We start from the raw sequence: 13,279 nt of genomic DNA on the forward strand, positions 1-13,279 counted from the left end.
AAAATGAGTAAATATCTGACAATATTGTTTATCGGAGCTCAATTCCTCCTCTACTGTGCAAGTACACAAAAAGAAGGGGCGGTTTCCGCCAATTTAGAGACTCAGGTCCGAGCGGAAATCAAGGGAATAGACCAGCAACTAAGCGATCTACACCCTGAAGACAAAAGACGTTCCGAGCTACTCCTCCAAAAATCCAAACTCTACCTAAAAATCGAATCTTTCAAAGAAGCTTCTCTCGTTTTGAGAGAATTGCAAAACTCCAAAGAAGGTCGCAATCTACAACATTTGGACCATTATTTAGGTTCTGCTTACCTTGGGATCAACGACTATGATAATGCTATCGTTCATTTCCGTAAGTCGGACAATGTAGATCGCGATTTTGAGTCAGTTACCCGCAAGAAAATGTGGGCGAAAGCGTATTTTGAAGACGAGAAATACGGCCAGGCTCTCGGGATCTTAGGAAGAGCTTCCAGAGAGAAAAACTTCGAAAAGGATCTATTCTACTATGAAACTGTAGTAGTCAGCTTCTATAGAATTAAGGAATACAAAAGATGTCAGTTGGTTCTGGAAGAGGGATTACAGAAATTTCCGGAAAGCCTAGTACTGAAGGAAACCTCGGAGAAGATCAACCAGGTTCTCCAACGGTAATTCACTTCTCTTTTCCTCTCCCTAAAAATCCATTTTTTAAAAAGGACAGCGTTACATTCAGGATCGCTGTCCCATCTAAACTGTATCGATTCGTATCTTCTTCTTTTTTTAAGATACAATCTATCACTGAAAAACCTTCCTTTAGAAAGATATCCGTTGCACTGATTGTGGCCTTCCTACTTTTAGCTGCTGCAAAAGAAACGGCAGAATGGTACTTCGTCAGAAGAGTTCTGGATCTAAGAGGGGTCAAGGAACTCACACGAGGGTTCATCAACGAAGAATTGGATAGAGCAGTGACTCTTGGAGTCGTAGAATACGAATTCCCAAATCATGTATTCATAGAAGATCTAAAAATTTCCAGTGACGAGGACTTTGCTTCCCAGCGAATGATCTTCAAGGCAAACAAAATTGAATTATTATTAAGGGGTCTCTGGAAGGGACAACCTTCCGTAAAAGCGATCCGAGTGCGTAATGCACAACTGAGCATCGACTTGGAAGATAAGATCTCCGGAGAAATTCTATCCTATATTCATAAGATCAATATTCCCGAGATACGATTAGAAGATACAACAGTCACAGTCTATAAGGGAGGCAAGGTCCTTTTGGAGAATGTGAAAGGAATCGATTTTAATATCCGAAAGGAGGATACTAAGATCAATGTCCAAATTTCGGATTCTCTATTTCCTATTCCCGGTTTTAGATATGTGAACGGAAAGTTCAGCACGGATATAGGAAGCAAGAACATGAATCTGGAGATCTTGTTCAAAAATGCAAAGGCGGAAAATTCCGGAGGTTTGTATTCTGAATTCTCCCAATTTTATCCTAAAAAAGGAAAAATTTCGGGACATGCTATTTTAGAATCGGACGGGACCAATTTGAAGGTTCAGGGTAAAACAGAATTTTCTAATGTAAAAGGTATCGTTTTACAGGAACTTCCTTTACAGAGTGAAGTTTGGGAATGGAAAGATATTGATCTGGAACATGAATGGACCCGATCACAAAAAGGTGATGTATTTACCGAAGAACATAAGGTATTCACCGGAGAAGACAAACTCACTCTTCTAAAGTCCAAAAATGAAAAAGGACTTAAGTCTTGGGATTTGAGCCTTACTGTCCAGGACCTGGATGATATTCGAAATTTTCTGCCTGTTTCATCCGATCTGGAAACTTTGGGTGGAAGTTTAGATCTGCATTGGAAAGGGGCCGAGACCGGAAGTTACGGGGACTGGATGAAGTCGGAGGCAAAATTTTCTCTCCAAGACTTTAAATGGAAGGATCCATATCTTGATCTGGAAATTAAAGATGCGGAGTTGGGCTGGAATCTTTCAGGAATTTTAGAAGCAAAGTTGAAAGGAAAACAATTTGGTCTTCCTTGGTCTGCAAATCTCAAAGGCAAAACCGGTTACAAAAAGGGAGTGAAAGGGGACGGGACTTCCTACTTTCCTTTGATGGGAGAATATAATTTGGAGTTAGAAACTGATTCGATCGTTCTTTCTAACTTTTTTCCTTTGTATAGTTCCGTTCGCCAATGGGTTCGAGAAGATATCCATACCAGAATGGAAAAGTTGATCCCTGAAATTAATTTTACCAGAACTCCAATCTATAAGTATTTCTTAGAAAATCCTACAGGTAGTCTTAAGCTTATATCTAAGGAAGTGAAATGGGATTTCGGACTTTCTAGTATGGGAAAATTGGATGTTGGTTTGAAATTTGCACCTTCTCAATCTAGGTTAGATGCAAGTATTACCGGTTCCGGAACCGCAAAATTGAATTCTTATTTTACTTACGGTACTGATAATCCTTACTTTGGGATTGATTTCGAAACAATCAATTTACCCTGGGGAGTTCCTAGCTTTTCTTTCTGTGGTGGGGATTTGATCCCGGAAAGTTTAGACTCAGACGGAAATATTAGGTTTAATGGAAATAATTTCTTAGACATTCACGATAGGATTTACATCACCATAGACAAGGTGAAACTTTCGAATACGATCTGGAAAGGAAAGGGAGAATTTCCAGTACCTGTCCCGCCTAAGTTCGAGATGGGGTTCGATTATTGGAATCCAGGAAGTCCTCCAAAACGAAATGTTTATTGGAAAGGCGGTAACGTGAATGCAACTGCGAACTCTTATATAGATTCCGATTCCGTAAAATACTTTGTGACCGGAAATACATACTCACTTTCCAGCGAATCTAATTCGGCAGTTCCGATTTCTGCATTTGCGTTTAAGATCAAAGAGAACAGCCAAGGCTGTATTAAAGAGTAGAAGCCGGTTTTTCCTTTAAGAACTGAAGAATTGCTCTGCTCGCGTTTTTAGAACTATGTTCTTCGCCTAGGGAATCTTTTACAGAGCGGATCTCTTCGATCATTTGGTTCCTGTATTTTTTATTTTTCAGGATCGCCATTGTTTCTCTTACCGTTTCTTCCGGAGTACATTCCGCCTGGATGAGTTCCTTCACTGTTTCTCTTCCGCTCAGAATGTTAACAAGTCCTATAAAAGGTGTTCGGATGAGAAGTGCCGAGATAAAATAACTGAGTAAGCTGACTTTGTACAAAATCACCATCGGTTTTTCGAAATATACGACTTCTAAAGTAGCAGTTCCGGAAGTGACCAGGACTATATCCGAAATTTCAATACATCTCAAAGAACGATCGAATAAGTATTCTATTTTGATACCTGGATGAGCTTCTTCAGTTTCCTTAATTTTAGTTTGGATGAATTCTTCTTCTTTTACGTTAATATTCGGAATTAGAAAGCGTACATGCTTTTTGTCCGCTTCCGCCTCTTGGTGGATGAGTGTTGCTGATTGGAGCAATGTATCCAACATTCTGTGGATCTCTCCGGATCTGGAGCCGGGCATGAGAGTGATTGTTTGTAAATGAGCTTGCTGTTTTTCATCAATAGGGATCGGAGCTTCTTTTCGGATCTTCTCCTTAATCCTTTGAGCGATCGGATGTCCTACAAATACGGAACGAACTCCATAATCATCGTAGATCTTTTTCTCGAATGGGAATAATACCAGCATCAGATCTACTGATTCTCTGATCTTGTAGATCCTTCCAAAATTCCAGGCCCAAAGTTGAGGGGAAACATAGAAAATCACTTTGATCCCTAATTCTTTTAGTCTGGCTGCAAGTCTTAGATTGAAGCCAGGATAATCGATCAGGATTGCATGCGTGCAAGAACGCGCCACTGCTTCTTCTACCAATCGATCCATGAGTGCTTTTAAGAATTTGTATTTGAATAATACCGCAGAGAAACCGATTACAGAAAGTTCTTCCATATTCTCGATAGAATCGAAACCTTCTTCCAACATTCTGGGGCCGCCTATCCCGAAAAACGTAAGATCAGGATCGTGCTTTTTAAGTTCTTTTAATACTTCTGCACCGAGTAGATCGCCGGAATGTTCTCCGGCTAACATCATAAATACGGGAGAAGAGGATACGGAAAGGTTTTCCGTCCTTATCTTGTCTCCAGCCTTTTTAGACTTTAGGGAGCTTTTTTTGGGTAGAGTTAATTTTCGAGACGTTGCCACGGCCGATGCTCAAGATATGGATTTTCAATTTTTCTGCAAGGTTAATAAATTCGGAAGGATTTACAATTATGGTCTCTCCTTCTCGAAAAGCGAGAGTATCACAGTTATTCTCGCTCATTACTTTTAAGGTTTCAATTCCGACTGTAGGTAGATCAAATCTAGGGTCTTGGCTGGGTTTGGAACTTTTACAAACGACTGCCTTTCTTTTTTTGGCGAAACTTCCGCCTCTTCGAATTGCCTGGTCGGTTCCTTCTACAGCTTCTACCGCTAATACGGATTTATCCACAACTACCACTGCTTGGCCGATGTCCAGGTGAGCGATCTTCTCCGCATATTCCATCCCGAATATCACGTCCTCTACCTGCTTTTTGTCTAAGGACCTTTTGGTATAACGTCCTTCCGGAAGCAGTAAGGATTTGAGATAGGTCATTTGAGAAATGATATGAATTCCTTGTCTTTCGAAATCTTCCGCTACTGTTTTGAAAATAGAATAGTCGTGCCTATTCACCATTCTGGCGAGTAGTGCAAGAGCCTTTAGATCAAAGTTCAGACTTTTAAAGATGATCTCTTTTTTAACTTTTCCTAATAGAAGAAGTCTGTCTATCTGATTGGCTTTGCATGCTTTTAATAGTCCGCCGATCTTAGCGATCCGGATCGGGACGACTCTGTCTGGATAATTTCCAGGAGTAAAATCGGACTCGGCTATGGAAAGAAAGAACGGGTCTTCCCCGGCAGCCAAAGCCTCTCTCATTCCTATCTGGGGAAGATTTCCTCCTCCAGCTAATATTCCTAAACGTCCCAAACTTAGTTGGATGAAGAACCGGAAGATCCGGTAGAAGGTTCGGAACTTTTGGAAGAAGATTTATTATCCGTTACGTAGAATCCGGATCCTTTAAAGATAATCCCTCCTACATTGGAGATCAATCTATCTACTTCTCCACTTTTACCGCAAAGAAGGCAGGTGGTGATCGGGTCGTCCTTCATAGATTGAAAATGTTCGAAAGTTTGTCCGCAAGCCTTGCATCTATAATCGTAAGTAGGCACTGATTTTCCTCGCTAGATCAATGATCAAAATAAAAACTTAAATTGAAACGCTGCCGCATTCGAATCGGATCTTTTGTCCGCTTGTTGCAGGCAGAGTTTGAATAGAACTCCATCCGTAGAGGTTAGTTCTTCTTCAGGAGAGATTCCTTGTAATACGGTTTTTTCTCCTACTAATAGAGACGCCGAAGTAGTTCCATTTGCAGAAAAAATTCCAAGTTGGAAACGTTTCTTTCCACCTGAATTTCCAAGTATATACTTGTTCCTATTGATAGAAATACTCTCTCTGTCAAGGTCGATTTGGTAAGCAGACTTCCACTCGCCAGGTCTTCCTGAATATAGTTTAAAAATCGGAACAGGCTCTTCTCCGCTTAAATTTGCGGTTAAAAATTCTAAAGACCTAAAGGGTTCTTCTACGATCCTGCAGATCTCTTTATATTTTCCTGTTTTAGATCTATGTAAAACGATCCCGTAATCTCCATCCAAGGCTAACTTTTCTGTGGGGATATATTCTCCATGAAATCCTGGAGGGACTTTATCTTCTGTCCAAAACGCAAAGTCCCAGGCCTGACTTTTTTCGGATTGGGAGAATTCTGTAAATGTTTCTTCGGCCTTCGAAATTGGATAAGGATCTTCTTCTAAAAAATGGGAGAAGATCCAGCCAGAGATTTGCAATTCAGGAATATATACTTGGACCCAATTTCCTTTTCTTCCTTGTACAGTTTCGGAACGAGGGTCTTTGTCTAATGCGTAAAGTAAGATCCCTTTTTTCAAGCGTGCCTTGCCTGGGTTCTCCGTTCCTGGACCGGTCCTAAGATTTGTATTCTCTCCGGTGTTCTTAAATCTAGAGCCAAGTAATGTAGAATCCTCTCTTACTGAAAGAAAACCTAATAGTTCGGAAAGTTTGTTTTGATCTCCATCTGAAAGTTTGGTCTCTCTTCTTAAAACTTTTTTCAATACGGAAGAATAGTAAGAAATTCCTAATGTGACAGGATTACTTCGTATCAGTTCCTTTAAGTCTCGCAAGAATTGAATATCGTCTTCCCATTCTCCTGCGATCTCTACTCTGGAGAGAATTGCTTTTTGTCTCCAATATCCTCCGGGTCTGAGTTGTAGTACGAAAGGATCCTCGAATACAGGAAATTCTCCTGTAGATTCAAGAGACTTATCGGATCCGATCCCATTTTCTTTCTGGAGTCTTGCGGAAATTTTGGCTCTGTCTTCTGAGTCTTTGGAGATCAGTTCCGCGTTCAATCTTAGGATAGATTGGGAACCGTAAAAAAGATCTTCCGGAGTAGGGGCGGTCGATCTTTTTACCAGGGAGATCACTTTCTCCCATTTTTCCTTTTTATAATATTCGTAAATAGTGTCGGATGGTTTGGGCCAAAAGCGAATGGTAAGCCAAACGATCAGCCCGAATAATACGATCCCGAATATAGATAGGAAGAATCCGCGTTTCAATGAGAACTATCGGACCTTTTATTCCAAATTTGGAAGAAGTTTTTCCGCATCCAGATCGAATCTTTCCAAAAGCATATTCTTAGCAATATAGTATCTCATAAGATCTATATTGAAATTCACTTTTGCCTGAGTAAGGCTGAGCTGATCTCTCACCAAAGTATCCAAAGCGTTCTTAACTGCGACAGCATCCGCTCTTCCTTGTTGGAAGCTTCGGACCACACCGTTATAATAGTTTTGGGTCTCTTTTTCGGTGACTATAGAGTTTTTATAAATTTTATAACTAGCTTCTAATGAGTCGATCCTTCCTCTCAGATCGTCCCTTACTTCATTCTTAACTTCGGTCTCTTTCAGAGTCGCTTGGCGAACTCCTATCTCGGTGTCTCTTCTTCCTGCAGCCACTCCCTTATCGAATAATGGATAAGAGAAGCTTACTTTTCCGTTGAAGTCTTTGTAACGCGCAGACTGCACACCGTCTGTTGCGTCTGTATAATTTTTATCAGGGCTTGTGATCGTCTGAGCCTGTGAAGAAGCGGACCCGGAAAGTGTAAGAGTAGGTAACTGATCACTTTTTGCGTTCTTTAGCATAAGTTCAGCGATCTCTTTTTCTCTGACTGCGTTTAGATAATCCGCTCTCTTTTTGTAAGCGATGTCTAAGTCTTTGTTGTAGTCAGGCTTCTCAGGAATTTCTTCCATAAGGTCTGTTTCTTCGGAAAGATCCGAGTCGCTCTCTAATTTTAACGTACGAGCTAATTTTCTTTTTGCCTCGTCTTTTTGGACGACTGCAGTTTCTAATTGGCTATCTGCCTGTGCGAGTAATGCGTTCCATTGGTTGACTTCGAATCCTTCGGAAAGTCCTAAACCTTGTTTACGCACTGTAAGATTTCTAATATTGCTTACGTTCTCTTTTAATCTGCGGAACGTTTTTAAGGACTGTAATTTAACGGAATAATCCCAGAAATCCACAAGAGATCCTACGATCGCTTCCGAGATCTGCAAAGAGACCTGACTTTTAGCCATTTCTTTTTGGTTATCCAGGATCTTCTCCTGGTTTCTTCCTTTGTAACCGAATGAGTTCTTTAATAAATCTTGGGAAACTGTAGCAGTGATAAATCCTGTATAAAGAGGAGGAAGTGCTAATCCCGCGAAACTTGCAGTAAGCGGGTTACTCTTATCTTCAAAGGCGTTCGAGTCGAATCTTCTATTTCCTGCTTCTAACTTGAAATAGGTTCCGGTAGTTCGGATCGTTTTTTCAATCCCACCTTTGATCGTATCATCGGAAGTTTTTGTTCCGGTAAAGACGTTGTTCTGGTTCAAAGGAAGAACTGTTTGTCTGAAACTTCCGTCAGCTACTAATCTCCAAGAATATTGGGACTCTGCTTTTAAGTAGCTCGAATCTGTTTTTGCTAATTCGTATCTTAGGTTCTGTAATTTGAAGTTACTATCGAGAGCCCTTTTGACAGTCTCTTCGGTAGTTAACTTCAGGACTTTTCCGGATTTATTCTCTTGGGAGAATACTCCGGAAAAACCTGAAAGGAGGATGAGGCTCGAAACCAAAAAGACGGAGATCGTCTTACCACTTATTGTTTTGGTCCAAAAATTCCCATTTTCTAATTTCATAACCTTTCCTCCCGATCTAAAGTATTAGTTTAACCTAATGCTTTTTTCATTTTTTCGCCGACTTCGGCGATAGATTGGCAAACAGAAATGCCTGCCTCTTGCATAGCTTTCATTTTGGAAGAAGCTGTTCCCATTCCCCCGCTGATGATCGCGCCCGCATGCCCCATCCTTTTTCCAGGAGGAGCAGTTTGGCCTGCGATAAAGCCTACTACAGGTTTTTTGACATTCGCTTTGATATAAGCGGCAGCTTCTTCTTCGGAAGTTCCACCGATCTCTCCGATCATTACGATACCTTTAGTTTCAGGGTCTTCGTTCAGAAGTTTAACTGCTTCAGTATGGTTCATTCCCGGGACCGGGTCTCCACCGATACCGATCACAGTGGATTGACCTAATCCGTGTTGGCTCAACTGTGCAACCGACTCGTAGGTTAAGGTTCCAGAACGGGAAACGATACCGATACTTCCTGCTTGGTGGATGAAACCAGGCATGATTCCCATCTTTACGTTATACTTAGGAGAAATGATCCCAGGGCAGTTCGGTCCGATCAGCCTGGTTTTTGAATTTCTTAAAGCGCTATATACTTTAAGCATATCGTGAGTTGGAATTCCTTCGGTGATACAAACCACAAGAGGGATCTCGTTGAAAATTCCTTCTAAGATCGCATCCGCTGCGAATGGAGGGGGAACGAAAATGATAGATGCGTTTGCACCTTCTTTTACGATTGCGTCTTTTAGACTATTGAATACCGGAACCGCTTTTCCGACTAAGTCCGCTTTTTGCCCTCCTTTTCCGGGAGTGACTCCGCCTACCACATTGGTTCCATATTCGATCATCTGCTGGGCATGGAAAGAACCTTCTTTTCCGGTAATACCCTGTACTACGACTCTCGTATTGTTATCTACTAATACTGCCATGTTATATTAAGTTAACCTTATGTTTTTTATTTAATGGCTTCCGCCACTTTTTTGGCCGCGGTGCGAAGATCCTCTTCCGCGATGATGTTCAGACCGGATTCGTTTAGGATCCTTTTTCCTTCTTCTGCGTTGGTTCCTTTCAAACGGACCACTAACGGAACGTGGATGTTTACCGCTTTCGCAGCTTCGATGATCCCCAGAGCGACTCGGTCACAACGAACGATCCCCCCGAAAATATTCACAAAAATCCCTTTAACGTTCGGATCACCTAGGATCAGTTTGAATCCGTTGGTAACAGTAGTAACGTTTGCTCCACCGCCTACGTCTAGGAAGTTAGCAGGTTCGGCTCCGGCAAGTTTCACGATATCCATAGTTGCCATTGCAAGACCGGCACCGTTAACCATACAGCCGATGTTTCCGTCTAACTTAACGTAGTTGATATTGTATTCGCTAGCTTGTACTTCTAAAGGATCTTCTTCGGAAATATCTCTGAATGCAGCGTTTTCAGGATGGCGATAAAGAGCGTTCTCATCCAGATCCATCTTACAGTCACCTGCGATGATCTCGTTCTCTTTAGTAAGGATCAAAGGGTTGATCTCTAATAAGGATGCATCTTCTTTAATATACGCATTGTAAACGGAAGTAAGAAGAGCCTTGAAAGATTTATGAGATTCAGTAGGAAGTCCCAAGTCAAAAGCAAGTTGAGAAGCTTGGTTAGGCTGTAATCCGATCCCCGGATCGACAGCGATCTTTAGGATCTTTTCAGGATGAGTTTCCGCTACTTCTTCGATCTCCATACCGCCTTCGGTAGAAGCCATGACGATTGTCTTGCGGATCGCGCGATCTAATAAGATACTTAAATAAAATTCCTTTGCGATATTGATCCCTTGCTCCAAGTAAACTTTCAGGACTTTTTTACCTTCAGGTCCAGTTTGAGGAGTGATAAGTTGCATGCCTAGGATCTTATCGACAGCGGCTAATGCGTCTTCTTTGGTTTTAGTAACTTTAACTCCGCCGCCTTTTCCTCTTCCACCTGCATGGATTTGGGCTTTTACGACTACAACAGATGCTCCCGTTTTGGAAGAAACTTCTTCGTGGGCTTTTGCACCGTCTTCTTTTTTATCAATTACTACGCCGAAAGGAACTTTGGCGTTATGGCGTCTCAGGATTTCCTTGGCCTGGTACTCGTGAATTTTCATGAATCAACCTTGTTTTTTGGATGTGAGTTCAGTTTGGAATGCTTTTTCTAAGGATTTTACCTGGAAGAATCCTGTCCATCCCCTTTCAGTAGGAGTTCCCACAAGCGCCTTGAAATGAAGGAACGAACCGTTGTCCAAGTTCTGTGAAATCCTCGACGATTTTGCGCCTTTGCATTTGAGCCGAAATCTATCTAGTTTTTATTTCGCGCGAAGTCACTAAGAGTGAAAGGTCTTGGTTTTACTTGAGGAGTTCCTTCCCCGTGAAATGAAAGGGACCGAAACATTTTTGTGCTAATACTTTGGAAATAGGGGCAATATATTTTCCGCTATTACGTCTTATTTTCTGCTATATTGTATATTTCGGCTGATTTTTAGGATCATTCTAACTAGAAAAGGCTAACTCGTGGTTTGCCACGTTAGGAGAAATATACATGAAGGTGATCTATATTGGGCTGGTACTCAGCTTTATTTCGGGGGCATTTGTCTCCTGTGATTCAGGAGGTGGAGATTCGAATTCCGCTTTGGCGGTTCTGGCCGGTTTTGGAAATTCCATTCCGGTTAGTTCTGCTTCGGATTTAACAAATGAATCTGCAGCTTCTTATGATGATAATGAATGGGGGTTAGTCACTGCTTCCCGTTTGGAATCTTGGGTAAGCGATTGGCAAAACCAAAAGCCTTCTCATATCAGCGGTAAGCTTGTGATCTTACAAAGTAGTCTCGCCAATAATTTTTCGGGGGATACAAGTGGGAGATCCTTCATCAAGTCGGACAATTCAAATGGTGTCTATGTGTATCATCTGGACGATTTCCAAGCTGGATTTCGTTTTAACCAACAGAGAAATACAGGTCTTATCCGTAACTCGGTTCGTTACCAAGCAGACGGATCCACTGTGGATCAGTGGCTGAAAGTATACGGGATCAATTTAAGTACGGACCTGGTAGTTTTCGCTGTAGGATCTGCGAACAATAACGGAACCGCTTATACGAACGGAAGTCAAACTCAGGATATTACCAGAGGAATTTATTGGCTTAGATATTGGGGAGCGGATATCAAACATCTTGCAATCCTGAATGGAGATATCAGGACCAATTTTACGAATGCAACGTATCTTTCTGCGACCAAGGATACTCCTCCGAATGCGAACGGGAATTTTAGCGTTAAACAACTGAAGGTAGATAATACGATCATCACTCTTACCTTAGAGGATATCATTAAGATTGTGAAAAATAACGGTAACGCTTCTATTAGTGGGCTTACTGGAACTCAGATCATTGTGGATGCAAGACCCACCGCTCAATACGATCAAACTGTTGGGATTACAAATACAGGAGCAAATCATATTACGACAGCTTGGAATGATTCGGGTGCGCCAGCTGCAGGTGTGAGTGGAACTCCTAAGAAGTATGTTTTGTTTGAAACCAGGATCAAAGGAGCAAAAACATTTCCTTGGGCTTCTTTATTGGATACTTCGGCTACAGGTTATAGATTTAAGGATAAGGTAACACTTGCAGGTATTTTTGCGAACACTGGAACAGGTGGAGCGAGTTATACTGCGGGAGCTACAATCGTTTCCCAATGTAGGACAAATTTTGAAGCACAAGTGAACGGATTTGTTTCTCAAAATATATTAGGATATCCTACTGTATTCTACGACGGCTCTTTAGTGGAATGGACATCTCTTGTTGCGAACTATCCTGACTCTACGGAAGGAACTAGCTTTAATAAACTTTCCTTAACTTCTCCTTTTAGAACGGATACTTCCGATTTGAGTTATGCTCCGAGTGGGACTATCAATTATAATTCCTATGCTTCCGGCGGAACTGCAAGCCCTTATGTGACTGTTGCTCAAGCGGATATCGATCCGACAGCAACCACAACTCGTAAGGCCCAATTAGAAGATAAGGCTTATAAGTATTAGTTTGAAAAGTTATCTGGGCTCCGGGGTTTCATAACAAAAAGATTCCCCGGAGAGGGGGTAGCGCAAGGACTCCAGATTCGCAGCTCATCTGGGTCCTAGTCTCGCATTCGGAGCAACACCGTTGCTCCTCTATGCTGCGACTGGGGAAGTCATCCCCCTCAATTATATTTTAGAGTGAAGAAAGGATCGCTAGATCCAAGGAGTAAGCTCCTCCACCGGTGATCGCTAATGCAATCGCAAGTCCGATAGCCAATATTTGGAATTCGTAACCTTCTCCTTTTTGAGCTCCGAACCAGTTGATAAAAAATCCATGTTCTCTATGAACGAGTAGGGCTGCGCCTAACATGATGATACCGATAGAAATTGCGGAGAATCGTGTGACTAGTCCTAGGATCAATGCCACGGAACCAAAGGATTCACCTATTATGACTAAGAATGCGATGATCCCTGGAAGTCCTGCAGTTTGGGTGAAATAACCGTAGGTTCCTTTGAATCCATAACCGCCGAACCAACCCAATAGTTTTTGAGCGCCGTGTGGGAAGATTACGATCCCTAGGGTTAGTCTTAAGACTAATGGAACGATATCGTTGCTGGTTGCTAAAAGTGTTTCTAACATTTTGAATACTTCCTTCTATTAATTTAGGAATTAATAGTTTATTGTTAAAGTATATTACTTTGAATATGAAGTATTTCTTACAAGTTTTTTTCACTAAGGTCGGCCAGAAATCGGAAATTTTTTCAGGTAGGAACTCCCGACTCTAAGCGAGGGTGAGATAAACTGTCTTGAATTGCCAATTCGACTGGATTTTTTCGACTTTTAGAGATGATCAAAATATGATTCCATGGCCCAGTTTATTGGTCTGAATATTTAGTAAAATTCAATATAGCAGAATTTAATCTGTTATTTATGAGGATCGGATTTGCGATGGTCTTTGAGATCTGTCAT

Annotated in this window: 12 protein-coding genes; 3 read left to right on the top strand and 9 right to left on the bottom strand. The window is 41.5% G+C overall.

Going from position 1 to position 13,279, the window contains the following annotated elements; genetic code table 11:
• Window positions 1–3 precede the first annotated feature (3 nt).
• Both LPTSP_RS00325 and LPTSP_RS00330 read left to right on the top strand, forming a co-directional pair.
• Window positions 4–648 carry a tetratricopeptide repeat protein gene (locus tag LPTSP_RS00325; RefSeq protein WP_100768917.1) on the top strand — a complete coding sequence of 215 codons (645 nt, stop codon included), beginning with the start codon at window positions 4–6 and terminating at the stop codon, window positions 646–648.
• Entirely contained in the window at window positions 552–2,912 is a 2,361-nt protein-coding gene (locus LPTSP_RS00330; RefSeq protein ID WP_245915420.1) for an LIC_12586 family protein, read from the top strand. Before LPTSP_RS00325 ends, LPTSP_RS00330 begins: the two co-directional genes overlap by 97 nt.
• On the opposite strand, the gene lpxB is transcribed toward LPTSP_RS00330, so the two are convergent.
• The 8 genes from lpxB to LPTSP_RS19310 form a co-directional block, all read right to left on the bottom strand.
• A complete protein-coding gene (gene lpxB, locus LPTSP_RS00335) occupies window positions 2,902–4,068 on the bottom strand; it encodes a lipid-A-disaccharide synthase (RefSeq protein ID WP_245915429.1) in 1,167 nt (388 codons plus the stop codon). The genes LPTSP_RS00330 and lpxB overlap by 11 nt on opposite strands.
• Before the next feature lie 61 nt (window positions 4,069–4,129).
• Entirely contained in the window at window positions 4,130–4,984 is an 855-nt protein-coding gene (locus LPTSP_RS00340; RefSeq protein ID WP_108926870.1) for an LpxI family protein, read from the bottom strand.
• A 2-nt stretch (window positions 4,985–4,986) separates the two neighbouring features.
• Window positions 4,987–5,226 carry an FmdB family zinc ribbon protein gene (locus tag LPTSP_RS00345; RefSeq protein WP_108926871.1) on the bottom strand — a complete coding sequence of 80 codons (240 nt, stop codon included), beginning with the start codon at window positions 5,224–5,226 and terminating at the stop codon, window positions 4,987–4,989.
• A 24-nt stretch (window positions 5,227–5,250) separates the two neighbouring features.
• Window positions 5,251–6,684, bottom strand: coding sequence for an SH3 domain-containing protein (locus LPTSP_RS00350; protein WP_108926872.1), 1,434 nt, complete (start codon window positions 6,682–6,684; stop codon window positions 5,251–5,253).
• 18 nt (window positions 6,685–6,702) lie between these two features.
• Window positions 6,703–8,301: a TolC family protein gene (locus LPTSP_RS00355; protein ID WP_108926873.1), complete on the bottom strand. Its 1,599-nt coding sequence runs from the start codon at window positions 8,299–8,301 to the stop codon at window positions 6,703–6,705.
• 29 nt (window positions 8,302–8,330) lie between these two features.
• Window positions 8,331–9,215, bottom strand: a complete 885-nt coding sequence (gene sucD / locus LPTSP_RS00360; RefSeq protein ID WP_108926874.1) for a succinate--CoA ligase subunit alpha — start codon at window positions 9,213–9,215, stop codon at window positions 8,331–8,333.
• 26 nt (window positions 9,216–9,241) lie between these two features.
• Window positions 9,242–10,414: an ADP-forming succinate--CoA ligase subunit beta gene (gene sucC / locus LPTSP_RS00365; RefSeq protein ID WP_108926875.1), complete on the bottom strand. Its 1,173-nt coding sequence runs from the start codon at window positions 10,412–10,414 to the stop codon at window positions 9,242–9,244.
• 3 nt (window positions 10,415–10,417) lie between these two features.
• Complete coding sequence (locus LPTSP_RS19310) at window positions 10,418–10,552, bottom strand: hypothetical protein (protein ID WP_282432930.1); 135 nt, start codon at window positions 10,550–10,552, stop codon at window positions 10,418–10,420.
• Between the two features lie 293 nt (window positions 10,553–10,845).
• Between LPTSP_RS19310 and LPTSP_RS00375 the strand changes: the two genes are divergently transcribed.
• On the top strand, window positions 10,846–12,333 hold the full coding sequence (locus LPTSP_RS00375) for a sulfurtransferase (protein ID WP_108926876.1): 1,488 nt from the start codon (window positions 10,846–10,848) through the stop codon (window positions 12,331–12,333).
• A 169-nt stretch (window positions 12,334–12,502) separates the two neighbouring features.
• On the opposite strand, the gene LPTSP_RS00380 is transcribed toward LPTSP_RS00375, so the two are convergent.
• A complete protein-coding gene (locus LPTSP_RS00380; RefSeq protein ID WP_108926877.1) occupies window positions 12,503–12,949 on the bottom strand; it encodes a DoxX family protein in 447 nt (148 codons plus the stop codon).
• Window positions 12,950–13,279 lie beyond the last annotated feature (330 nt).

The organism is Leptospira johnsonii, assembly GCF_003112675.1.
GTDB classification, from domain to species: domain Bacteria; phylum Spirochaetota; class Leptospiria; order Leptospirales; family Leptospiraceae; genus Leptospira_B; species Leptospira_B johnsonii.